The organism is Alistipes sp. HGB5, assembly GCF_000183485.2.
Classification (GTDB): Bacteria; Bacteroidota; Bacteroidia; order Bacteroidales; family Rikenellaceae; genus Alistipes; species Alistipes finegoldii.
On record NZ_AENZ01000052.1, the window covers coordinates 33292 to 55598 of the forward strand.

General features: G+C 61.2%; 15 protein-coding genes. 10 read left to right on the plus strand and 5 right to left on the minus strand.

Going from position 1 to position 22307, the window contains the following annotated elements:
* Positions 1-153: 153 nt before the first annotated feature.
* Genes HMPREF9720_RS08830 through ychF form a run of 3 tightly spaced genes read right to left on the minus strand, consistent with a single transcriptional unit; the run spans position 154 to position 3892 of the window.
* Positions 154-1212: an aldose epimerase family protein gene (locus tag HMPREF9720_RS08830; RefSeq protein ID WP_009598103.1), complete on the minus strand. Its 1059-nt coding sequence runs from the start codon at positions 1210-1212 to the stop codon at positions 154-156.
* Complete coding sequence (gltX, locus tag HMPREF9720_RS08835) at positions 1212-2744, minus strand: glutamate--tRNA ligase (RefSeq protein ID WP_009597959.1); 1533 nt, start codon at positions 2742-2744, stop codon at positions 1212-1214. Before gltX ends, HMPREF9720_RS08830 begins: the two co-directional genes overlap by 1 nt.
* A gap of 47 nt (positions 2745-2791) precedes the next feature.
* Positions 2792-3892 (minus strand): redox-regulated ATPase YchF, encoded by a 1101-nt coding sequence (gene ychF / locus HMPREF9720_RS08840; protein WP_009598048.1) that lies wholly within the window; start codon positions 3890-3892, stop codon positions 2792-2794.
* A gap of 466 nt (positions 3893-4358) precedes the next feature.
* Here ychF and HMPREF9720_RS08845 point away from each other — a divergent pair, with 466 nt between their 5' ends.
* Positions 4359-6833 carry a beta-glucosidase gene (locus HMPREF9720_RS08845; protein WP_009598036.1) on the plus strand — a complete coding sequence of 825 codons (2475 nt, stop codon included), beginning with the start codon at positions 4359-4361 and terminating at the stop codon, positions 6831-6833.
* Positions 6834-7021: 188 nt separating this feature from the next.
* Here HMPREF9720_RS08845 and HMPREF9720_RS15890 read toward each other — a convergent pair whose 3' ends face one another.
* Positions 7022-7528, minus strand: coding sequence for a helix-turn-helix domain-containing protein (locus tag HMPREF9720_RS15890; RefSeq protein WP_254654381.1), 507 nt, complete (start codon positions 7526-7528; stop codon positions 7022-7024).
* Positions 7425-8201, minus strand: coding sequence for a substrate-binding domain-containing protein (locus tag HMPREF9720_RS08850; protein WP_009597901.1), 777 nt, complete (start codon positions 8199-8201; stop codon positions 7425-7427). Before HMPREF9720_RS08850 ends, HMPREF9720_RS15890 begins: the two co-directional genes overlap by 104 nt.
* 305 nt (positions 8202-8506) lie before the next feature.
* Between HMPREF9720_RS08850 and HMPREF9720_RS08855 the strand changes: the two genes are divergently transcribed.
* The 9 genes from HMPREF9720_RS08855 (at position 8507) to rsmI (ending at position 22297) form a co-directional block, all read left to right on the plus strand.
* The gene (locus tag HMPREF9720_RS08855; RefSeq protein ID WP_009598099.1) at positions 8507-11398 is read left to right on the plus strand and encodes a GH92 family glycosyl hydrolase; all 2892 of its coding nucleotides are present in this window, start codon (positions 8507-8509) and stop codon (positions 11396-11398) included.
* 36 nt (positions 11399-11434) lie between these two features.
* Entirely contained in the window at positions 11435-12274 is an 840-nt protein-coding gene (locus HMPREF9720_RS08860; RefSeq protein WP_009598084.1) for an endonuclease/exonuclease/phosphatase family protein, read from the plus strand.
* An 8-nt stretch (positions 12275-12282) separates the two neighbouring features.
* Entirely contained in the window at positions 12283-14214 is a 1932-nt protein-coding gene (locus HMPREF9720_RS08865) for an alkaline phosphatase (RefSeq protein ID WP_039940337.1), read from the plus strand.
* Positions 14215-14224: 10 nt separating this feature from the next.
* Complete coding sequence (locus tag HMPREF9720_RS08870) at positions 14225-15838, plus strand: MGH1-like glycoside hydrolase domain-containing protein (RefSeq protein WP_009597899.1); 1614 nt, start codon at positions 14225-14227, stop codon at positions 15836-15838.
* Positions 15839-15854: 16 nt separating this feature from the next.
* Entirely contained in the window at positions 15855-16859 is a 1005-nt protein-coding gene (locus tag HMPREF9720_RS08875; protein ID WP_039940285.1) for a metallophosphoesterase family protein, read from the plus strand.
* 10 nt (positions 16860-16869) lie between these two features.
* Complete coding sequence (locus HMPREF9720_RS08880; protein WP_009598085.1) at positions 16870-17691, plus strand: ROK family protein; 822 nt, start codon at positions 16870-16872, stop codon at positions 17689-17691.
* A gap of 82 nt (positions 17692-17773) precedes the next feature.
* Positions 17774-19417 carry a beta-N-acetylhexosaminidase gene (locus tag HMPREF9720_RS08885; protein ID WP_009597998.1) on the plus strand — a complete coding sequence of 548 codons (1644 nt, stop codon included), beginning with the start codon at positions 17774-17776 and terminating at the stop codon, positions 19415-19417.
* 155 nt (positions 19418-19572) lie between these two features.
* Complete coding sequence (locus HMPREF9720_RS08890; RefSeq protein WP_009598000.1) at positions 19573-21585, plus strand: hypothetical protein; 2013 nt, start codon at positions 19573-19575, stop codon at positions 21583-21585.
* Between the two features lie 4 nt (positions 21586-21589).
* Complete coding sequence (gene rsmI, locus HMPREF9720_RS08895; RefSeq protein WP_009598062.1) at positions 21590-22297, plus strand: 16S rRNA (cytidine(1402)-2'-O)-methyltransferase; 708 nt, start codon at positions 21590-21592, stop codon at positions 22295-22297.
* Positions 22298-22307: the final 10 nt, after the last annotated feature.

Sequence of the window (22307 nt, forward strand, 5' to 3'; positions counted from 1 at the left end):
TCATTTCCGGCTGCACGGCGGATCATAAATAACGCGGATAACGCATTAACGCGGGCGTATGCCCGCGTTAATGCGTTATTGCCGAGCAGCGTATCTGCCCGTGTTCGGCCGGTGCCGGGAGTTTGTTTTGGTTGCGCCGCGGTTCTCCGCCGCCTATGCGAAAGTCCCGAACCGGAATACGATCTTCTGGCAGTAGGTTTCGCCGGGTCTGAGCAGCGGCGACGGGAATTCGGGGTGGTTGACGGCGTCGGGGTAGTTCTGACACTCGATTGCCACGCCGTCGTAGTCGTTGTAACGGCCGTCCGACTTGGTTTCGGGGCATCCGCCCGCGAGCCAGTTGCCGGTGTAGATCATCACGCTGGGCTGCGACGAAAGCACCGTCACGCAGCGGCCCGAAGTCTGTTCACGCAGACAGCCGACCTCGCCCAGAATGTTGGGCTTCCAGCCGTCGATGACGAACGGGTGGTCGTATCCCTTGAAATCGCGGATGTGGTTGAACTCCGAGTCGATGCCGGGGCGGAACGGACGGAATTCGCGGAAGTCCTGCGGCGTGCCCGCTACGTCGAGCAGCCGGCCTGTGGGAATCTGCTTGTCGTTCATTTCGAGCACCTGCGAGCTGTTCAGGCGCAGCTGGTGGTCGAGGACCGACCCGCTGCCTTCGCCCGCAAGGTTGAAATAGACATGGTTGGTGAGGTTCACCACCGTCGTTTTGTCCGTCCGGGCCAGATAGGTTATTTCGAGCGAGTTTTCGTCATCGAAATCGAACGCGGCCTCGACGTTCAGTTCGCCGGGGTAATTCTGGTCGCCGTCCTCCGAAAGGAGCGACATGACCACGCGGTTGGTCTCCACACGGCTCTCCCAGATGCGGTTGGCGAAGTTCTTCGTGCCGCCGTGCAGGTGGTTGGGGCCGTTGTTCACTTCGAGCGCGTACTCCTTTCCCTCGACGGTCATGCGGCCGAAAGCGATGCGGTTGGCGCAGCGGCCCACGCTTTTGCCCGACGCGGCTCCGTCGAAGAAGTAGCCTTCGGGATGCTTGTAACCCAGCACCACGTCGGCCATGCGGCCCTCGCGGTCGGGCATCGTGACGGAGACGATCGCCGCGCCGAAATTCGTGATTTTCACTTCGGCGCCCTTGTCGTTGCGCATCGTGTAGAGGATGATGGCTTCGCCCTCCGGCGTCATGCCCCATACGTGTTGTTCGATCTGTACCATTATTCTGCGGGTTTTAAGGTTGCGAGGATATGGTCGATGCGGCGCAGGGTCTCCTCGCGGCCGATGAACGCCGTGACGTCGTACATGCCGGGACCTTTGCCCGCGCCTACGAGCGCCAGCCGCAGCGTATTCATCACCTGCCCCATGCCGTATCCCTTCTCTTCGATCCAGCCGTGGACGATTTGTTCGGTGTTCTCTTTCGAGAAGTCGTCGATCGAGGCCAGTACGCCGCGCAGCTCGCGCAGGATTTCGGGGTTTTGGCCCTTCCAGTACTTCCGGGTCTGTTTCTCCTCGTATTCGGCCGGCGCCGTGAAGAAGAACGACGTGAGGTCCCAGAGGTCGGTGATGAACGTGGCGCGCTCCTTCATGATGCCTGCGGCCCGGCCTGCGACCTCGTCCGCGACTTCGATGCCGTGGTCGCGCAGGATGGGCTGGAACAGCGCAGCCAGCTCGGCGTCGCTCTTGTGGTGCATGTACTGGGCGTTGAACCATTTGGCTTTGTCGGGCTGGAAGCGTGCGCCCGATTTCGAGACACGCTCCAGCGAGAAGCTGTCGATCAGCTCCTGCATCGAGAAGATCTCCTGCTCGGTGCCGGGGTTCCAGCCCAGCAGCGCCAGCATGTTGATGAACGCTTCGGGGAAATAGCCGTCCTCGCGGTAGCCGCGGGCCGTTTCGCCCGTCGGGGAGGTCCAGAAGAGCGGGAATACGGGGAAGCCCATCTTGTCGCCGTCGCGCTTCGAGAGTTTGCCGCCGCCCGTGGGTTTGAGGAGCAGGGGCAGGTGGGCGAAGCGGGGCTGACGCTCCTGCCAGCCGAAGGCCCGGTAGAGCAGGTAGTGCAGCGGCAGCGAAGGCAGCCACTCCTCGCCGCGGATGACGTGCGAGACTTCCATCAGATAGTCGTCCACGATGTTGGCGAGGTGGTAGGTGGGCAGTGCGTCGGCCGATTTGTAAAGCACCTTGTCGTCGAGCGTCGAGGTGTTCACCTCTACATGGCCGCGGATCAGGTCGTCCATTTCGACGGTCTGGTTTTCGGGCATCCGGAAGCGGATCACCCACTGGTCGCCGCGTTCGATGCGGGCCTTCACTTCGTCGGCCGGCAGCGCCAGCGACGTGGCCAGCTTTTCGCGCACGGCATAATTGTAGGCGAACGCTTCGCCGCGCTCCTCGGCTTCGCGGCGCAGGGCGTCCAGCTCTTCGGCGGTGTCGAAAGCGTAGTAGGCCCAGCCCGCATCGACGAGCTGGAGGGCGTATTTGAGGTAGATTTCGCGGCGTTCGCTCTGGCGGTAGGGGGCGTGGGGACCTCCCGCGCCGACGCCTTCGTCGATCTCGATGCCGCACCATTTGAGCGATTCGAGGATATACTCTTCGGCGCCCGGCACGAAACGCTGCGAGTCGGTGTCCTCGATGCGGAGGATCATCACCCCGCCGTGCTGACGGGCGAAAAGGTAGTTGTAGAGGGCCGTGCGGACGCCGCCGATGTGGAGCGGCCCCGTGGGGCTGGGTGCAAAGCGCACTCTTACGGGTCTGGACATAATGATATGCTGTTTATATATTGTTCCGTGTTTGGTCTCTCTTCGGGTCAGACGTTGAACAGGAAGTGCATGATGTCGCCGTCCTGCACGACGTACTCCTTGCCTTCGACGCCGATCTTGCCCGCGTCGCGGCAGGCTTTTTCCGAACCCAGCGTCACGTAGTCGTCGTATTTGATCACTTCGGCGCGGATGAATCCCTTCTCGAAATCGGTGTGGATGACGCCGGCCGTCTGCGGGGCCTTCATGCCGCGGACGTAGGTCCATGCGCGCGACTCGTCGGCGCCGGTGGTGAAGAACGTTTCGAGGTTGAGCAGTTTGTAGGCCGATTTGATCAGGCGCTCGACGCCCGACTCTTCGAGGCCGAGGTCTTCGAGGAACATCTGCCGCTCCTCGTAGCTCTCCAGCTCGGCGATGTCGGCTTCGGTGGCGGCGGCGACGATGAGCATTTCGGCTTTTTCGTCGGCGATGGCCGCACGGACCGCCTCGGTGTAGGCGTTGCCCGTGGCGGCGCTCTTCTCATCGACGTTGCAGACGTACAGCACCGGTTTGTCGGTCAGCAGGTTGAGGTCGGCGACCAGTTTGCGGTCCTCCTTCTCCAGTTCGACCGTGCGGGCGCTGCGGCCCTGTTCCAGCACCGATTTGTATTGCAGCAGCAGTTCGACCTGACGTTTGGCGTTCTTGTCGCCGCCCACGGCCGCCTGCTTCTGGGTCTTGCCCAGCCGGTTTTCGATCGTTTCGAGGTCCTTGAGCTGCAGCTCGGTGTCGATGATGCCCTTGTCGCGCACGGGGTCGATCGAGCCGTCCACATGGGTGATGTTGCCGTTGTCGAAGCAGCGCAGTACGTGGATGATGGCGTGCGTGTTGCGGATGTTGGCGAGGAACTTGTTGCCCAGTCCTTCGCCTTTCGACGCGCCTTTGACCAGTCCGGCGATATCGACGATTTCGATGGTGGTCGGAATCACCCGCTTGGGTTTGTCGATCTCGGCCAGCCGGACGAGCCGCCGGTCGGGGACGGTGATTACGCCCACGTTGGGTTCGATGGTGCAAAAGGGAAAGTTCGCCGCCTGCGCCTTCGCGTTGGACAGGCAGTTGAAAAGGGTCGATTTGCCGACGTTCGGAAGACCCACGATGCCACACTGTAAAGCCATTGAATTATCTTGTTTGTTTCGAATCGGTTGTCTGCGGCCCGGAGCGTTCCGTACGGACGGCGGTTGTCGCGTGTCCGGCATCTTCCGCGCATCCTGCACCGCAGGCGGTGCGGGCGACGGTTGCTGCGTGTCCTGCGCATTAAGCGTGTGCGGACGGAGGTTTGCGTGCGTTCAGCATCCGCTGCGCGTCCTGCGCGGACGTCGGCGATGCTGCCCGGCAGCATCCGGCGGGAACTCTCCTGCGGGCCGAAGCGCAAAGATACTAATTTCTTTTCATATATGTATTGGCTCGCTCTCCGATGATGAAAAATATTGCTCCGGCTTAGGGGCTGTCTGTGGCGCGGGTGTGTATTATCGTGAACGGTCCGGCCGGCCGCTGGTTTCGGTTCGGAAGTTTTTATTTCCGATCCGATGCTTTTCGGAATATTTTTACTTTCTTTGCATAAACCATTAAAACTTCAACCCGATGAAAAAAACTCTTGTTGCCGTGCTGGCGGTCGCGTTCGTATCGTCCGCCGCCGCGCAGCCTATCCCGCCGCAGGCCAAAGAGCGCGCCGCCGAACTGGTCGGACAGATGACTCTCGATGAAAAAATCGATTATATCGGCGGTTACAACGAATTCTATATCAGGGCCGTTCCGCGTCTGGGCATTCCCGAAATCCGGATGGCCGACGGTCCGCAGGGCGTACGCAACAATACCCGCAGTACGATGTTCCCCTGCGGCGTGGCCGCCGCGGCGACTTGGGACCGGGCGCTGGTGCGCGATATGGGACGCGGTCTGGGGCAGGACGCCCGCGCCCGCGGCGTGCATATCATGCTGGGACCCGGCGTCAATATCTACCGTTCGCCCCTGTGCGGCCGTAACTTCGAGTACTTCGGCGAGGACCCCTATCTGGCGTCGGAGACCGCCGTGCAGTATATCGAGGGCATGCAGTCCGAAGGAGTTATGGCGACGATCAAACACTTTGCGGGCAACAATCAGGAGTGGGACCGTCATCAGGTGAGTTCCGATATCGACGAGCGTACGCTCCATGAAATTTATCTCCCGGCCTTCCGCAAGGCGGTCGAGCAGGCCGGCGTGGGCGCCGTGATGTCGAGTTACAACCTCGTCAACGGCCAGCATGCGACCGAGAACGAGCAGCTTGCGGTCGATATTCTGCGCGGGATGTGGGGCTTCGAAGGAATCTTCATGTCCGACTGGAACGCCACCTATTCGGCCGAGGGCGCCGCCAACCGGGGACTCGATCTGGAGATGCCGAGCGCCCGGTTTATGAACGCCCGCAACCTGCGTCCGCTCATCGAATCGGGCGTGGTGTCGGAACGTACGATCGACCTGAAATGTCAGCATATCCTCCAGACGCTCATCGCGTTCGGATTTTTGGACCGCCAACAGCTCGACCCCGCTATTCCCGAATGCAATCCCTTCTCGGACGCTGCGGCGCTCGACGTGGCGCGCGGGGGTGTGGTGCTGCTCAAGAACGACGGGGCTTTCCTGCCGCTGACCAAACAGCGCGATATCGTGGTGCTGGGACCCAATTCGGGCAATATCCCGACGGGCGGCGGCAGCGGTTTCGTGCATCCCTTCTCGACGGTTTCGGTCGGCGAGGGCATGCAGATGATGGGCAAGAAATACAGGGTGACGGTTTTGGGCAATCTCCCTTCGGCGAGCGATATGGCCGCTCAGGGCATGGTCTACACCTCGGCCGACTGCAAAACGCCGGGACTCAGGGGCGAGTACTTCGCCAACAAGCGTTTCGAGGGAACTCCCGCGCTGACGCGCGTCGATACGAGAATCGGCTTCAACTGGAAGGATAAGGCGCCGGCCGAAGGGCTTCCCGCCGACGGCTTCTCGATCCGCTGGACCGGCGTGTTCGTTCCCGAATCCGACTGCACGGCTTCGCTGGTCATGCGCGGCGACGACGGTTACCGGCTCTTCGTGGACGGCGAAGAGGTGCTCGCCGACTGGGGCAACCACAGCGCGACGACCCGCAAAGGGAGCGTCGAAATGAAAGCCGGCCGGAAATACGCGCTGCGGTTGGAATATTTCGACAACGCCTCGTCGGCCGAGGTGTCGTTCGGCTATATGACCGCCGATCCCCGCGCCGAGGATGCCCGGATCGTCCGGGCCGACGCCGTGATCTACTGCGCCGGATTCGACAGCTCCAACGAAAAGGAGAATTCCGACCGGACCTTTGCGCTGCCCGAAGGGCAGTCCGAAGAGATCGCCCGGCTCGCGGCGCTCAACGAGAATCTGATCGTGGTCGTCAACAGCGGCGGCGGTGTCGATTTTTCGACGTTCGGCGACAAGGCCAAAGCGATTCTGATGGCGTGGTATCCCGGACAGCAGGGCGGTCAGGCGATCGCCGAGATCGTGACGGGGCGGATCTCGCCCAGCGGCCGCCTGCCGATCTCCGTCGAGCGCCGCGCCGAGGACAATCCGACGCTGGGCAGCTATTACGAGAATGTGGCGCGCACCCACCGCAAGAACACCCTGCAGAAGCGCGTTACTTATAATGAAGGCGTGTTTGTCGGCTACCGCGGTTACGAGCGCAGTGGGGTGAAGCCGCTCTATCCCTTCGGTTACGGACTGAGCTATTCGACGTTCGAGTATTCGGACCTGAAGGTCGAGAAGCGCGACGGCGGGGTAGTCGTGTCGTTCGCCGTGAAGAACACGGGCGGTATGGACGCAGCCGAGGTGGCGCAGGTCTATGTGGGCGACGTCGAAGCCAGCGTGCCGCGTCCTGCCAAGGAGTTGAAAGGTTATGAGAAAATCTTCCTGAAGAAAGGCGAACAAAAGCGCGTCGAAGTGACGCTGACCGACGAAGCCTTCCGCTTCTACGATATCTTCTCGCACGGGTTCGTGACCGAGCCGGGCGACTTCAACATCTTCGTGGGATCGTCGTGCGAGGATATCCGCCTGCGGGGCGGTGTGACGCTCTGACCGCAGGACGGTCGAACGGGACTAAGCGGCGGCCTTTGAGGGGTCGCTGCTTTTTTTGTGCATGGATTTGCGGATTGGTTGTCGTGTATGACAGTTGGCCGTATAATTAATGAAACCGGCGGAAAAGACAGAAGGGGAGGCATTGGGAGTTCGGGCGCCCGGATATTGGGAACGGCCCGCCGGGCGGATCACCGTCTTTTGGGCGCGAACTGTTCGCGGTATTCCGAGGGGGTGATGCCCTTGAGCTGGCGGAAGGTGCGCGAGACGTTCTTGATGTCGGAGAACCCCAGCTCGGCGGCCGCTTCGGAGACGCTCTGGCCTTCGCAGAGCAGCTGCATCATCTTTTCGATGCGGACCTGTATGATATAGTCGTAGATGGAGGTGCCCATGCTCTTCTTGAAACGGGTTTCGAGCAGGCGGCGCGACAGGGGGACCAGTTTCACGAGTTCGTTGACCGTGATTTTCTGGCTGATGTTCTCATGGATGTACCGCAGCACTTCGGCGATGTGCGGATCGTTGTTGGCGTAGATGTCGGTCGATTGCCGCGTGACGATGTGGGTCGGCATCACCATGACGTCCTCCCACTCCGCTTCAGGGTTGCGGATCAGCCGGTCGATCAGGCGCGCCACGTCGTAACCGCCCTGCTCGACGCCCTGATTGAGCGACGAAAGGTTGGGGGTGGAGAGCTTGCAGATCGTCTCGTCGTTGTCCACGCCCAGAATGGCGATGTCGTTCGGGATGCGGGAATTTCCCCCCCCCCTCGATCTGCAGGCACGCCTCGGTGATATGATATGCTTGGTTGTCGTCGCACGCCATGATCGCCACCGGCTTGGGCAGCGACTGCAGCCACGTGATGAGTTGCGTCGAGTCGTAGTACCACAAATCGTTCTGGGCGCTGCTGCGCAGCGACGAAAAGGTGAATTCGGGATTCGCCGCCTCGATCGTTTCGCGGAAGCCCTGACAGCGTTCGTCCGAGAAGTCGATGCCCCGCGTGCCGTAGAAGGCGAAGTTGCGGAAGCCCTTTTGCAGAAAGTACTCGGCGGCCATCCTGCCCGCCGAATAGTGCGGTCCGGTGATGTTGGGGATGGTGGTGAAGCGTTTCTTGAAGTCCTGCGCGATGGCTATGATCCCGTTTTTGCGGAACAGTTCGACGTTGTCGGTGTTGTAGAACTGGCCGATCACGGCGTCGGCCTTCATGCGCAGCGCCCACTCCACGACGGCTTCGATGCCGAATTTGTCGCGTATCGACAGCGGCAGGCGGCACAGGCTCCATGCCTGCGCCGTGTCGTGCGCATAGCGCGCCATGCCGAGGAGCAGTTCTCGTGCGTACGCTTCGGAAAAGTCGGTCAGGAAAATTACGCGTGCCATCGTTCGGGTAGTGTCCGTTCGACGGTAAAGGTAGCTTTTTTTTCGGAAATCCGGGCGGTTTCTGCGATTTTTCGGCGGCAGATCGGGACGTTTCGGGGGGCGGGAAATGACGGTTCTGCGCGATTTGAGGAAGTAAAAGCGCAAATAGCCACGGCAGGGTGCAATCGCTTCTCTATATTTGTATGACCTAAACTGCGACCGGCTTCGGACAGACGAAGAGAGAAGGGCGCGGAGTTGCAATATCGCTCCGGAATCCGTACCTTTGATTTGCATTTTCCGGACGGTTCGCACTACCGACTACTGTTATGACCAAAAAACTTACCATTCTGCTGCTGGCCCTCGCGGCCCTTGGCTGTTCGCCGCGGTCCGCCGATCCCGTCGATTATGTGAACCCGTTCATCGGCACCGGATTCCACGGTCATACCTATCCGGGCGCCACCACGCCTTTCGGCATGGTGCAGCTGAGTCCCGACACCCGTGCCGGCAACTGGGACGCCTGCGCCGGCTACCATTACAGCGACACGACGATCGACGGCTTTTCGCATACGCACCTGAGCGGTACGGGATGCGCCGACCTTGCGGACATTCTGTTCCATCCGACCACGCGCGAAATCGTGATCCACGACGGCGAGTGTGTCTTGCAGCCCTATTTCTTTTCGCATGACGACGAGCGGGCTTCGTGCGGCTACTACGCCGTGACGCTGCCCGACGTGAATATCGGGGTCGAACTGACCGCCGCGCCCCGTACGGGCGTACACCGCTATACCTTTGCGGGCAAAGGTCCCCGGCGGGTGATCGTCGATCTGCTGCATACGGTCACCGAGGAGAAGATCGACCTGTGCGAACTCCGCCGGACGGCTCCCTACGAGCTGGCCGGCATGCGTCGCACGCAGGGGTGGGTGCCCGATCAGTATGTATTCTTCGCGGCCCGCTTCTCGGAGCCGTTCGCCGACGTGCAGCTGTTGGGGGACAAGCAGGCCGTGCTGACCTTCGCGCCCGACGTGCGGACGCTCACGATCGCCGTGGGACTGTCGTCCGTCAGCGTCGAAAACGCCCGTATGAATTCGCTTGCGGAGGTTCCCGAACTGGATTTCGACGCCGTGCATGCCCGCGCCGTCGGGCAGTGGCGCAAAGCGCTGGGCGACATCGTCGTCGAAGGCGGCTCGCGCGACGAGATGACCAACTTCTATACGGCGCAGTACCATACGAAACTGACGCCCAATCTGATGAGCGACGTGAACGGCGAGTACCGCCGCCACGACCAGACCGTCGCGCGGATGCCCGAAGGGAAGTCCTACTACTCGACGTTCTCGCTGTGGGATACTTTCCGGGCGTGGAACCCGCTCCAGACGCTGGTCGATACCGCGCTGGTGAACGACATGATCCGCAGCATGCTCGACATGTACGATTCAACGGGCGAACTCCCGATCTGGCCGCTGGCTTCGGGCGAGACGGGCACGATGATCGGCTACCATGCCGTGTCGGTCATCGCCGACGCCTATCTGAAGGGAATTCGCGGCTATGACGCCGACAAGGCGCTGGAGGCGATGATCCGTTCGTCGAACATCAATAAGAAAGGTTCGGATTATTATACGGCGCAGGGATATATCCCCTCCAATATCAAGCGCGAATCGGTCTCCTGTACGCTGGAATACGCCTACGACGACTGGGCGATCGCCCGCATGGCGCAGGCCATGGGCCGCGACGACGTGTTCGGGGAATATGCGCGGCGTGCGCTCAACTATGTGAATGTTTTCGACGGCTCGACCTGCTTTTTCCGCGGCCGTCAGTCCGACGGCAACTGGTCCGCGCCGTTCGAAGAGTTCGCCACGGGCCGCGACTATACCGAGGCCACGCCGTGGCACTACCGCTTCTTCGTGCCGCACGACGTGAACGGCCTGATCCAGCTTTTCGGCAGCCGCGAGGCGTTCGTCCGCGAAATGGACCGGCTCTTCACGCTCGAATCGGACGAAATGCAGCTCGACGTGAGTGACGTGACGGGCCTGATGGGGCAGTACGCCCACGGCAACGAGCCGAGCCACCATATGGCTTACCTTTATAATTATGTGGGACAGCCGTGGAAGACGCAGGAGCTGACGCGCCGCCTGCTGCACGAGATGTACGCCCCGACGCCCGAAGGCATCATCGGCAACGAGGACTGCGGCCAGATGTCGGCATGGTACGTCTTCTCCAGTCTGGGATTCAATCCCGTGTGTCCCGGCTCGAACGAATTCGCGCTGACCGCGCCCCAGTTCCCGAAAGCCGTCGTGCGGCTGGCCAACGGCCGTACGCTGACCGTTACGGCCGACAATCCGCGCCGCAACGTCTATATCGCTTCGGTGACGCTCGACGGGAAGCCGATCGACCGGAACTACATCACCTACGACGAACTGATGCAGGGCGGCGAGCTGCACTATGCGCTCCGGCCGCGCCCCGATTACGAACGCGGGACGGACGATGCGGCCGCGCCCCATTCGCTGACCCGCGGCGAGGTGGTTTCGATTCCCTATACCACGCAGAACGTGAGCCTGTTCACCGAGCCGCTCGCCGTCGCTCTGGCGACGACGACCTCCGGAGCGGAAATCCGCTATACGCTCGACGGCTCGGAACCCACCGAAACGTCGGCGCTCTACGCCGCTCCCGTGCCGGTGGACCGTTCGCTGACGCTCAAGGCCAAAGGATTCAAACCCGGCGCTGCGCCTAGTCGTACGCTGACGCTCGAAGCCGAGAAAGCGGTGTTCCACCGGGGTATGCCCGCAGAGACCGCCACGCGTCCCGGCGTCGCTTACAGCCATTACGAAGGCGTTTTCTCGTGTGTGAACGACATCCGGAAGGGAAAATACGTGTCGTCCGGCACGATGCCTGCGCCTTCGATCGCCCAAGCTCCGCAGGAGGACCACTTCGCCTATGTCTTTACGGGATTGATCCTCATTCCGGAGCGGGGCATTTGGGAGTTCATGACCAAGAGCGACGACGGCAGCGTGCTGATGATCGGCGACCGTAGGGTGGTGGACAACGACGGGTCCCACGCTTCGGTCATGGCGACCGGACGCGTGGCGCTCGAAGCGGGACTGCACCCTTACACGCTGCTCTATTTCGAGGATTACGAAGGACAGGACCTCGCGTGGGGCTGGAAAGCGCCCGGAGCGGAGGGCTTCGAAGCGATCCCCGAAGCGAATCTGCGGCTGACGAATTGACGGAAATATTGTATTTACATAAAAAAACAGGGGACTATGAAACGATTGATCTATCTTCTTGCGGCGGTTGCGTTCACCGCCTGCGGCTCGGCGACTTCGCTCAGCGTGATGACCTTCAACATGCGTTACGACAATCCCGAAGACGGGCAGAACAACTGGCGTTTCCGCCGCGAACGGGTCGCCGGGGTGATTAAGGCGCAGGAGGTCGATGTGCTCGGCACGCAGGAGCTGCTTTCCAACCAGTTCAATGATCTGAGCGGTCTGCTGACCGGGTATCAAGGAGTGGGCGTCGGACGGCTGGACGGCGTCGAGTCGGGCGAATACTGCGCCGTGTTCTTCAGGAAGGACCGCTTCACGCTGCTCGATTCGGGAACGTTCTGGCTGAGTGAGACCCCCGAAGTGGTGGGGTCGCTGGGCTGGGACGGCGCCTGCGAGCGAATCGCCACATGGGTCGTGTTGCGCGACAGGGACGGCCGGGAATTCTTCTTCATCGACACCCATCTCGACCATGTCGGGCAGGTGGCGCGCGACGAGGGCGTGAGCCTGCTGATGAAGCGCATCGAAACCCTGAGCGGAGGACGTCCCGTGATCCTGACGGGCGACTTCAACTCGGAACCCGGATCGTCGGTGGTGGCCCATGTGCAGAAGGACGGCGTGCTGCGCGACGCGAAGGCGATCGCGGCGCAGCGGTCGGGAACCGATTGGAGCTTCTCCGATTTCGGACAGATTCCCGAAGCCGAGCGGCCCCTGCTGGATTATATCTTCGTGAGCGGCGACATCGAAGCCGTCCGCTATGAAGTGCTGCCCGACACCTTCGACGGCGGCTATGTTTCCGACCACGCTCCGGTGATGGCCGTTGTCAAAATCGCTAAATGACTCCGACGATGAAAAAGATACTGAAAAGCTGGCTGCTGGCTGCGGCATTGTGCTTCTGCGTAACGGCTGCGGCCGAACGCCCCGTGCTGATCCATTCGCACAACGACTATTGCCGCCGCGCTCCCTTCTGGCAGGCTTATGCGCAGGGGGTCTACTCGATCGAAGCCGATGTGTTCCTGCACGACGGCCGGCTGCTGGTGGGGCACGATGTCGAGGACCTTTCGCCCGACATGACTTTCGAGTCGCTCTACGTCGAGCCGATCGTGACGCTTTTTGGGCGCAACGGCGGCCGCGCATGGAAAGATTCGGACGAACGTCTGCAACTGATGGTCGAACTCAAATCGGCGACCGAACCGACGCTGCAGGCCGTTACGGCGCTGCTGGGCCGTTATCCCGAAGTCTTCGATCCGGCCGTGAATCCCGAAGCCGTGCGTATCGCCGTCACGGGACGGGTTCCCGCGCCTGAGGATTTCGGCAAATATCCCGCCTATGTCCGTTTCGACGGTAATTGGGAGACCGATTATACCCCGGACCAGCTGGAGCGCATCGCCCTCGTAAGCGTAAACTTCAGGAACTATTCGCAGTGGAACGGCAAAGGTTCGATCATTCCCGCCGAGCGTGTGAAGTTGGAAAAGATCATCGACCGCGCCCACGGCTGGGGCAAGCCCGTGCGTTTCTGGGGCGCTCCCGAAGGAACGACGGTCTATTATACGTTCTACGACATGGGGATCGACTACATCAACACCGACCGTCCGGAGGTCTGCGCCGGATTCTTCGACGATTTCGGCAACAAGAATTTCCAGATCGGCCAGCGCCGTACGTCCGTCGGTGGCGTGACCGGCACGAAGCGTCTGGACAAGACCACGCGCGATTTCAGGGGATTTCAGAACGATAAACTGCAGCTCACCGAGGGTATCGACGTTTACACGCCGACCTATCGAAACGACGGCGGCAAGGGAAAAGTCAGAAACGTAATCTACCTGATCGGCGACGGCATGGGCCTTTCGCAGATCGTGGCAGCGTTTTATGCCAACAAGGGCCTTACGACGCTGCAGATGAAGTATATGGGCCTGCAGCAGAACAATGCGCTGGATGCCTTCACGACCGACTCGGCTGCGGGCGGCAGTGCGCTGGCGACGGGCGAACGTCACGACAACCGCCATATTTCGATGAGTTCCGAAGGTGAGCCGTATCCTTCGCTGAGCGACTTTTTCCATGACAAGGGGATGCCGGTGGGCGTGCTGACGCTCGGCAATGTCGCCGACGCTACGCCGACGGCCTTTTACGGACATTCGGTCGAACGCGACAACGCCGACGAGCTGACCCGCTGCCTGATGGACGGCCGCGTGGACCTGCTCTGCGGCAGCGGCATCCGCGAATTCACCCGCCGCAGCGACGGCGTGGAGCTGATCTCCGAGCTGGAAAAACAGTATGACTTCGTGCGTTCGGTTGATGAGATCACCGCCCGGAAAGGCAAGGTGATCTGCATCGACGAGACGATGGACGATGCCGCCGAGCAGGCCAACCTCACCTTGCTGGCCGACGCCACGAGGGCTTCGATCGCCAAACTGCAGGAGCGGGGCGGCAAAGGCTTCTTCCTGATGGTCGAGGGCGCCAAGATCGACTATGCCGGCCATTCGCGCTGCCTGCCCGGCTCGATTATCGAGATGCTGAGCTTCGACCTCGCCGTGGCCGAAGCGCTGAAATTCGCCGACCGAAACGGCGAGACGCTCGTCGTGGTCACCGCCGACCACGAGACGGGCGGACTGGTGCTGGTGGACGGCGACGAGCGGACGGGCCGCGTGATGGGCGTCTATGTCTCCGACGACCATACCCCCGCGATGCTTCCCGTATTCGCATACGGTCCCGGAGCCGACAAGTTCTGCGGTACGTATATGAATACGGAGATCGCCCGCAGGATCAAATCGCTGATAAAATAAACCGCATATTATGACGCTACGCAAACAAATCGCGGCGCTTCTGCCGCTGGTCTTCGCAGCGGGAGCGGCCGGAGCGCAGGGCCTTAAATCGGGTCCTTACGAGCTGCCTTACAAGAATACCTATGTAAAAGAGGTCTTCGTGGCCGAAAACGAATTCCGGACCGCCAAGCCCGAAACCATCAAGCCCCGTTCGTTCGCCGAGGCCCGCAAGATCCTGCCCGCACCCGTGTGGGAGGGGCACGACAAAGAGATCGAGATGTACTGGCATGCTTGGCGGATCGCCGTGGGCAACATCCGCCAGCCGCAGGAGGGATCGGGATTCGTCTCGCCGTATCTGGATATCGCCTACAACGGCAATATTTTCATGTGGGACGCCTCGTTCATGATGATGTTCGCCCGCTATGGCTACCGCTTCTTCCCGTTCCAGCGTTCGCTGGACAATTTCTATGCGAAGCAGCATCCCGACGGCTTCATCTGCCGCGAAATCCGGGCCGACGGTTCCGACTGTTTCGAGCGTTACGATCCGACTTCGACCGGCCCGAACCTGCTGCCGTGGGTCGAGCTGATGTACTACCGCCAGTTCGGCGATATCGACCGCCTGCACAAGGTCTTCCCCGCGCTGTGCGCCTACGCCAAATGGTGGCGGCTCAACCGCACGTGGCCCGACGGCACCTACTGGTCGAGCGGCTGGGGAACGGGCATGGACAACATGCCCCGCGTGAAGCCCGAATACAACCCGATCTTTTCGCACGGACATATGGTCTGGCTCGATACCAACCTGCAGCAGATGCTGGTAGACGAATCGCTGCTGAACATCGGTTTTTATATCGAGCGCTGGCAGGAGATCGAGGATATGGAGGACGAGATGAAGCGGTTGCGCGCCTATGTGAACGAACATCTCTGGGACGAGCGGACGGCTTTCCTGTACGACCGCTACGGCGACGGAATGCTCTGCACGACCAAGGGAATCGGCGCATTCTGGGCTTTGCAGGCCGATGCGCTGGACAAGGAGCGGCTCGACCGCATGGTGGCGCATCTGAGCGATACGACCGAGTTCGACCGTCCGCACCGCGTGCCGTCGCTCTCGGCCGACCATCCGAAATACAATCCGCTGGGCCGCTACTGGCAGGGCGGCGTATGGCCCGGTACGAATTACATGACCATCGACGGCCTTTACCGTAAGGGCTATCACGACCTTGCGCGGGAGATCGCCGCGAACCATTACGCCGCAGTCTTCGAGGTGTGGAAGAATACCGGCACCTTCTGGGAGTACTACGCCCCGGAGAAGATCGAACCCGGATTCATGGCACGCAAGGACTTCGTGGGCTGGACCGGACTTCCGCCCATCGCCGTCTTCATCGAGTATATCCTCGGCGTGAAGTCGGATTACTCCGAAGGCCGCATCGTGTGGGACATCGAGCATACCGAGGCCCACGGCATCGAACGCTATCCCTACGGGCCGGACGGCGTCGTGGGGCTGAAGGTCAAACGGCGCGCTTCGGCCGGCGAGACGCCCTCCGTGAGCGTTGAGACCAACGTGCCCTTCGACCTGACGGTGACGTGGGGCGACGGCCGGAGCCGTACGGTCCGCGTGGAGAAGAGCGGCAGCGTGAAACTGAACTGAGCAACCCAACCTGCTTATGAAAAAGATAACGACACTTATGTGCGCCGTTGCCTTGTGGTGTTCGGCGCAGGCGCAGAGGCCCGCTCTGGAATTCAACGGGGAGGGGAAATTCAAGATCGCGCAGTTCACCGACGTGCACCTCGATCTGGGGAATCCCTACCGGCAGGCGCAGGCGGAGAAGACGATCGCTCAGATGCGTTATATCCTCGATGCGGAGCGGCCCGATCTGGTCGTCTTCACGGGCGACGTGGTGACGGGAAAACCTGCCGCCGAAGGGTGGAAGCGCGTGCTGGCGCCCGTTGCGGAGCGTAACCTGCCGTTCTGCGTGGTGCTGGGCAACCACGACGCCGAACAGGATATTCCGCGCGCCGGAATCGGCCGCATCGTCACTTCGTATGCCGGGACGCTCAACACGCTGAACGCCGACGGCGAACTGGCCGACGTGGTGCTGGAGATCGCCGGGAAGAAATCGCCTGCGGCGTTGCTTTACTGCCTCGATTCGCACGACTATTCGACTGTCGAGGGTATCGACGGTTACGGCTGGTTCACGCAGGATCAGATACGCTGGTACCGCGACCGGAGCGCCGCCTATACCGGGGCCAACGGCGGGAAACCGTTGCCGGCGCTGGCCTTTTTCCATATCGCCCTGCCCGAATACGTCGCGGCGTGGCGCAATCCCGACAATACGCATATCGGCCGCGCCGCCGAGGACGAGTGTCCGGGCGAGCTGAATCCCGGCATGTTCGCGGCAATGGTCGAGAGCGGCGACGTGACGGGGGTGTTCGTGGGGCATGACCACGACATCGACTACGTCGTTGCCGAGAAGGGTATAGCGCTCGGATACGGACGTTTTTCGGGCGACGATACGACCTACAACAACTTGCGCCCCGGCGTGCGTCTGCTGGTGCTGACCGAAGGCGAACGGGGCTTCGAGACGTGGATTCACGAGCGCGACGGACGGATCGTCGATCACGTGGAGTTCCGCGACGGCAGGATCAGCAAAGTCAAGAACAGCAATTAACAGACAAGAGATGAGAATAGGCGTGGATTTGGGCGGCACGAACGTGCGCGCCGGCCTTGTGAAAGACGGACATATCGTGCGGCTGCTTTCCGAACCCTGCAAAGCCGACCGTCCCGAAGGGGAGGTGGTGGATCATATCGCATCGCTTATCGGGGAGCTTATGCGACCTGAGGTGTCGCGGATCGGTATCGGCGTGCCGTCGGTGGTGGACGCCGCGCGGGGAATCGTATATAATGTGGTGGGCATCCCTTCGTGGCGCGAGGTTTACCTCAAAGACCTGCTCGAAAAGCGTTTCAGCGTGCCGGTGCATGTCAACAACGACTGCAACTGTTTTGCGCTGGGCGTCTGCCGCTTCGGCGAGGCGAGCGCGTTCAGCGACGTGGTGTGCGTGGCGCTCGGCACGGGCGTCGGCGCGGGAGTCGTGATCGGCGGGAAACTCTACTGCGGCCGGGACACCGGGGCGGGGGAGATCGGAAGCATCCCGTATCTGGACCGGGATTACGAATACTATTGCAGCAGCCGCTTCTTCGTGGGCCGCGGCACGACGGGCAAGGAGGCTTACGAGCGCGCCGCGGCGGGCGATCCCGAAGCGTTGGCGCTCTGGCGCGAGTTCGGGGGGCATGTCGGCCAGCTGGTGATGCTGGTGCTCTATACGTACGACCCCGAAGCGATCGTCTTCGGCGGCAGCATCGCCCATGCATTCGGCTTTTTCCGTGAAGCGATGTACGAACAGCTGAAACGGTTCCCCTATGCCAAGACCGTCGAGGGACTGCATATCTGCTGTTCGAATATCGACCACGTAGGACTGCTGGGAGCTTCGGCCTGCGAATAAATGACGCGGTGCTTTGGCGAAATCCGTTTTTTTGTTATATTTACCGGGTAAGTTGCACCGAAACCCACGAAAACGATCCGATATGAAGAGACTTTTACCTGTTTTGGCATTGTTCGCCGTATTGTGCGGCTGTTGCAGTTGCGGCAGGGTGATTCCGACCGACGGCGAAGTGGCTGTCGTGCCGCTCCCGGAGCATATCGTGGAGGGGCAGGGCACCTTCCGCCTGACCTCCGACGCCGAGGTGGTCCTGCTGTTCGACGACGAGCGTCTGTCCGGCGTGACTGCCGCGCTGAACAAGGTGCTGATGCCGCTGTTCGGCCGCGGCCCGCGGGTAAGGCATGCCGACAAGGCCGCGGACCATGCGGTGAACGTCACCCGCGACGAGACGATGCCTGCGGAGGCCTACCGCCTTTTCGTAACTCCCTGCCGGATCGACATCGTCGCCGGAGGAGCGCAGGGGGCGTTCTATGCCGTGCAGACGCTGCGCCAGCTGCTTCCGGCGGCAGCGTACGAAGCCGACGACGTGCGGGCCGTCGAACTGCCCGTCGTCACGATCGAGGACAAACCGTGTCTGGGTTACCGGGGCATGATGCTCGATGTCGGCCGTCACTTCTTCACGGTCGATGAGGTGAAGGAGGCGCTCGACATCATGGCCCTGCACAAACTCAACGTCTTCCACTGGCATCTGACCGACGATCAGGGGTGGCGCATCGAAATCAGGAAATATCCGAAACTCACCGAAATAGGTTCCGTACGCAGCCGTACGCTGATCGGCCGCGATCCGGGCGGCACGTACGACGAGAACTGCAAATTCGACGAAACGCCTTACGGCGGTTACTATACGCAGGATGAGATCCGCGACGTGGTGAATTACGCTGCGGAGCGTTTCATCACGGTGATTCCCGAAATCGAATTTCCGGGGCATGCCGTCGGGGCGCTGGCCTCCTATCCGTGGCTGGGCTGTACGGGCGAGCAGTACGAAGTGCGCCAGACGTGGGACATCGACGACCGGGTTTTCTGCATCGGCAAGGAGACGACGTTCGAATTCATCGAGGGGGTGCTCGAAGAGGTGTTGGAGCTGTTTCCTTCGGAGTATATCCATATCGGCGGCGACGAGTGCCCGACGGTGATGTGGAAGAAATGCCCGCATTGCAAAGCGCGCATGAAGGCCGAGCGGCTGAAGCGGCCGCGCCGGTTGCAGAACTATGCCACGGCCCGCGTCGAGAAATTCCTCAACGCCCACGGACGCAGGCTGATCGGTTGGGACGAGATACTGGAGGGCGAAGTGACGCCGACGGCCACGATCATGTCGTGGCGGGGCGCCGAAGGCGGCATCAAGGCTGCGAAGATGGGCAACCACGCCATCATGGCTCCGACGACGCACTGCTATCTGGACTATTACCAGACGCGCGATACGGCTGGGGAACCGCTCGCCATCGGCGGTTATCTGCCTGTGGAGAAGGTCTATTCGCTCGATCCTTTCGAGATGCTGACGGCTGACGAACAGCGCTGTATACTGGGCGTGCAGGCCAACCTCTGGACCGAGTACATCGCCACGTGGCCCCATGCCGAATACATGCTGCTGCCGCGCCTGAGCGCGCTGGCCGAAGTGGGGTGGAGTCTCGACCGGAAGGATTACGGCGACTACCTGCGCCGCGTACGCCGGCTGGCGAAGATTTACGACGCCTGCGGATATAATTATGCGAAACATATCTTCGGGAAGTGACATGTTTTCCGCAGACGGAATAGGGGGACGATGCGTATGCCGTCCCCTTTTCCGTTTCCCGGCGGCAACGGGGAGGGGCTGCGATATTATATGGGCGATTCCGCTGGGCAGTTCGTAAATTTTTCCTATCTTTGAGGGCAAAAAGTGTACGGATCATGGATTTGAAATACGTGCGGAGCGAATTGCAGAAGCTCTCTGAAATCATAGACAATTGGAACACCCCGCAGGAGACTGCGACCCTCGAACGGGATCTGGTGCTCGAAAAACTGCGGAAGTTATACGATGCCGTGCGTTTCGGCGCGGATGCGGATCTTGCGGCGGGCAGTGGAAATGCGGCGGAAGAGGCCGCATCTGAGACGGCTCCGACCGAAATTCCGGTCAGCATCGACCTCGGCGAAATACTTCCGCTCGACCCGTTCGCGGTTGAGGCGCAGGCCGAACCGGATGCTGCCGCCAAACGGGACGCTGTTGGCGAAGCGGGTGCGGCTTTTGAGTCCGAATCTTTTGCCGAGGTGGGGGCGTCCTTTGAGTCGGAGTCAGTCGCCGAAGCTGGTGCGGTCTCCGAGTCGGAATCCGTTTCCGAGCCGGAATCTGTTTCCGAGCCGGAACCGGAGACGGTGCCGGAATCGAAGCCTGAGTTCGGGTCCGAACAGGCCGTCGAACCGGGCGTAAATTTCGCAGGGCATTCCGAACCTGCCGAAGAACTAGCTGCCGAACCTGAAGTTGTTGCCGATTCTGCCGAAGCATTTGTTTCGCAGTCCGATTCCGACGGCGGGACGAACCCGATTTCAGAACCGGAAATCTCTGCCGCTGAACCCGTGACCGAATCCGGACCGGTCGCTTCTGAGCCTGAATCCGAGTTTTCCATTGAGGAGACGGCTCCGGCAGAGCCCGTTGCCGGAAATGCCGCGGAACCTGCCGCCGAGCAGTCAGTGCCGCTGGCGGAAACTGTCCGAGAATCGGAGGGAGCGTCCGAAAAGCCCGAATTCATTGCTGAACCCGTCGTCGAATCCGCGACCGAATCTTTCGCAGAGTCGCTTTCCGAATCCGTTGCGGAGTCCGTCTCAGAACCCGCTGCCGAGTCGGTTGTCGAGTCCGTTGCGGAGTCCGTCGTCGAGTTTCCAGCCGACCCCGTCTCAGAATCCGCTGCCGAGTCCGTCTTCGGGTCGCATTCCGAATCGGTTGCAGAGCCTGCCGCCGAATCAGCCGCCGCACCTGCGCCGTCCGTCGATGCGGAACAGGCTCCGGCGCAGGAAGCTCCTGCCAAAGCCGAAGCGCATTCCGCGCCGGGAACTCAACCCATAGCTCCGACACTGTTCGAACTGGAAGATGAGACTGTCCGTCACCGCCATAAACAGCGCGTCATCATGTCGCTATATAATACGGAGCCTGCGGCGCCTGCCCCGAAGCCTGCGCCTGCCCCGAAGCCTGCATCCGTTCCGGCCCCTGAGCCTACCGCAAAACCTGTTGCGGGAGGGAACCCTGCGGCCGAAGCGCCGTTCGCACAACCGGCGGTGCCCGGTTCCGCGTCATCCGGTTCCGCAGCGTCCGATTCTGTATCGGCCGGAACTGCCGCCGCCGGAGTCTCCGTTTCCGCCGATGCAACTGCCGGGTCCGCCCTTTCTGCAACTCCATTTACGGCGCCCGTGACGGAACCCGCAGCATCCGCGACAACTTCCGTCGGCTCCGCGACAAGCTCTGCATCCGGACCGGACGCTTTGGCATCGCGGACTCCGGTTGCCGCTCCGCAGCCGAAAGCGGCCGAAACGACTGCGCCCGACAATGCCGGGGATGACGACGAGCCTGATTTCGAAGAGATCACGCTCGAAGCGAAAAACACCTCCGGCGCCGTATTGGGCGAGGTGATCAACCACAATGTGCAGACACTGGCCGACACGATCGCGCCGCCGCGCGACGTGGCGTCCGAACTGCGTCGCAGCGAACACGTTACCGACCTGCGCCGCGCCATCGGCATCAACGACAAGTTCCTGATGATCCGCGACTTGTTCGGCGGCGATGCAGCGGCTTACGAGGCGGCGATCGGAACGCTCAACGGTTTCGACGATTTCGACGAGTGCATGATTTATATCGCCGAGAATTATGCGTGGAACGCCAATTCCGACGGGGCCAAATTCCTGATGGAACTGCTGGAACGTAAATTCGCATAGCTGCATGGCAAAGCTTTATATCGTTCCCACCCCGATCGGCAATCTCGACGACATTACGCTGCGTGCGGTCAATGTCCTGCGCGACGTGGATTTCATACTCGCCGAGGATACGCGGACGACCTCGTTTCTGCTGAAACATCTCGGCATCGAGAAGAAACTCTATTCCCATCATAAATTCAACGAACACGCCACGGTGAAGATGGTCGCCGAGTCGATCGCGGCCGGACGCAATGCGGCGCTGGTGTCGGATGCGGGTACGCCCGGCATCTCCGATCCCGGTTTTCTGCTGGTGCGGACCTGCGTCGAAGCGGGGATCGAGGTCGAGACCCTGCCCGGAGCCACGGCGCTGATTCCGGCGCTGGTGCAGAGCGGATTTCCGTGCGACCGGTTCTGTTTCGAGGGTTTCCTGCCCCAGAAGAAGGGTCGGGCCAAACAGTTGCAGTCGCTTGCCGCGGAGGAGCGCACGATGATATTCTACGAGTCTCCCTACCGCGTGGTGAAGTGTCTCGAACAGTTCGCCGGGGTGTTCGGGCCGGAACGCAGGGTTTCGGTGTCGCGCGAGCTGACCAAGAAATTCGAACAGACCGTTCGCGGTACGGTCGCCGAGGTGCTGGAACACTTCCGCACTACGGACCCCAAGGGGGAGTTCGTGATCGTGCTGGCCGGAAAACCCAAACCGAAGCGGGAGACGGCGGCGGACGAAGAGGAATAAATGAAAGATA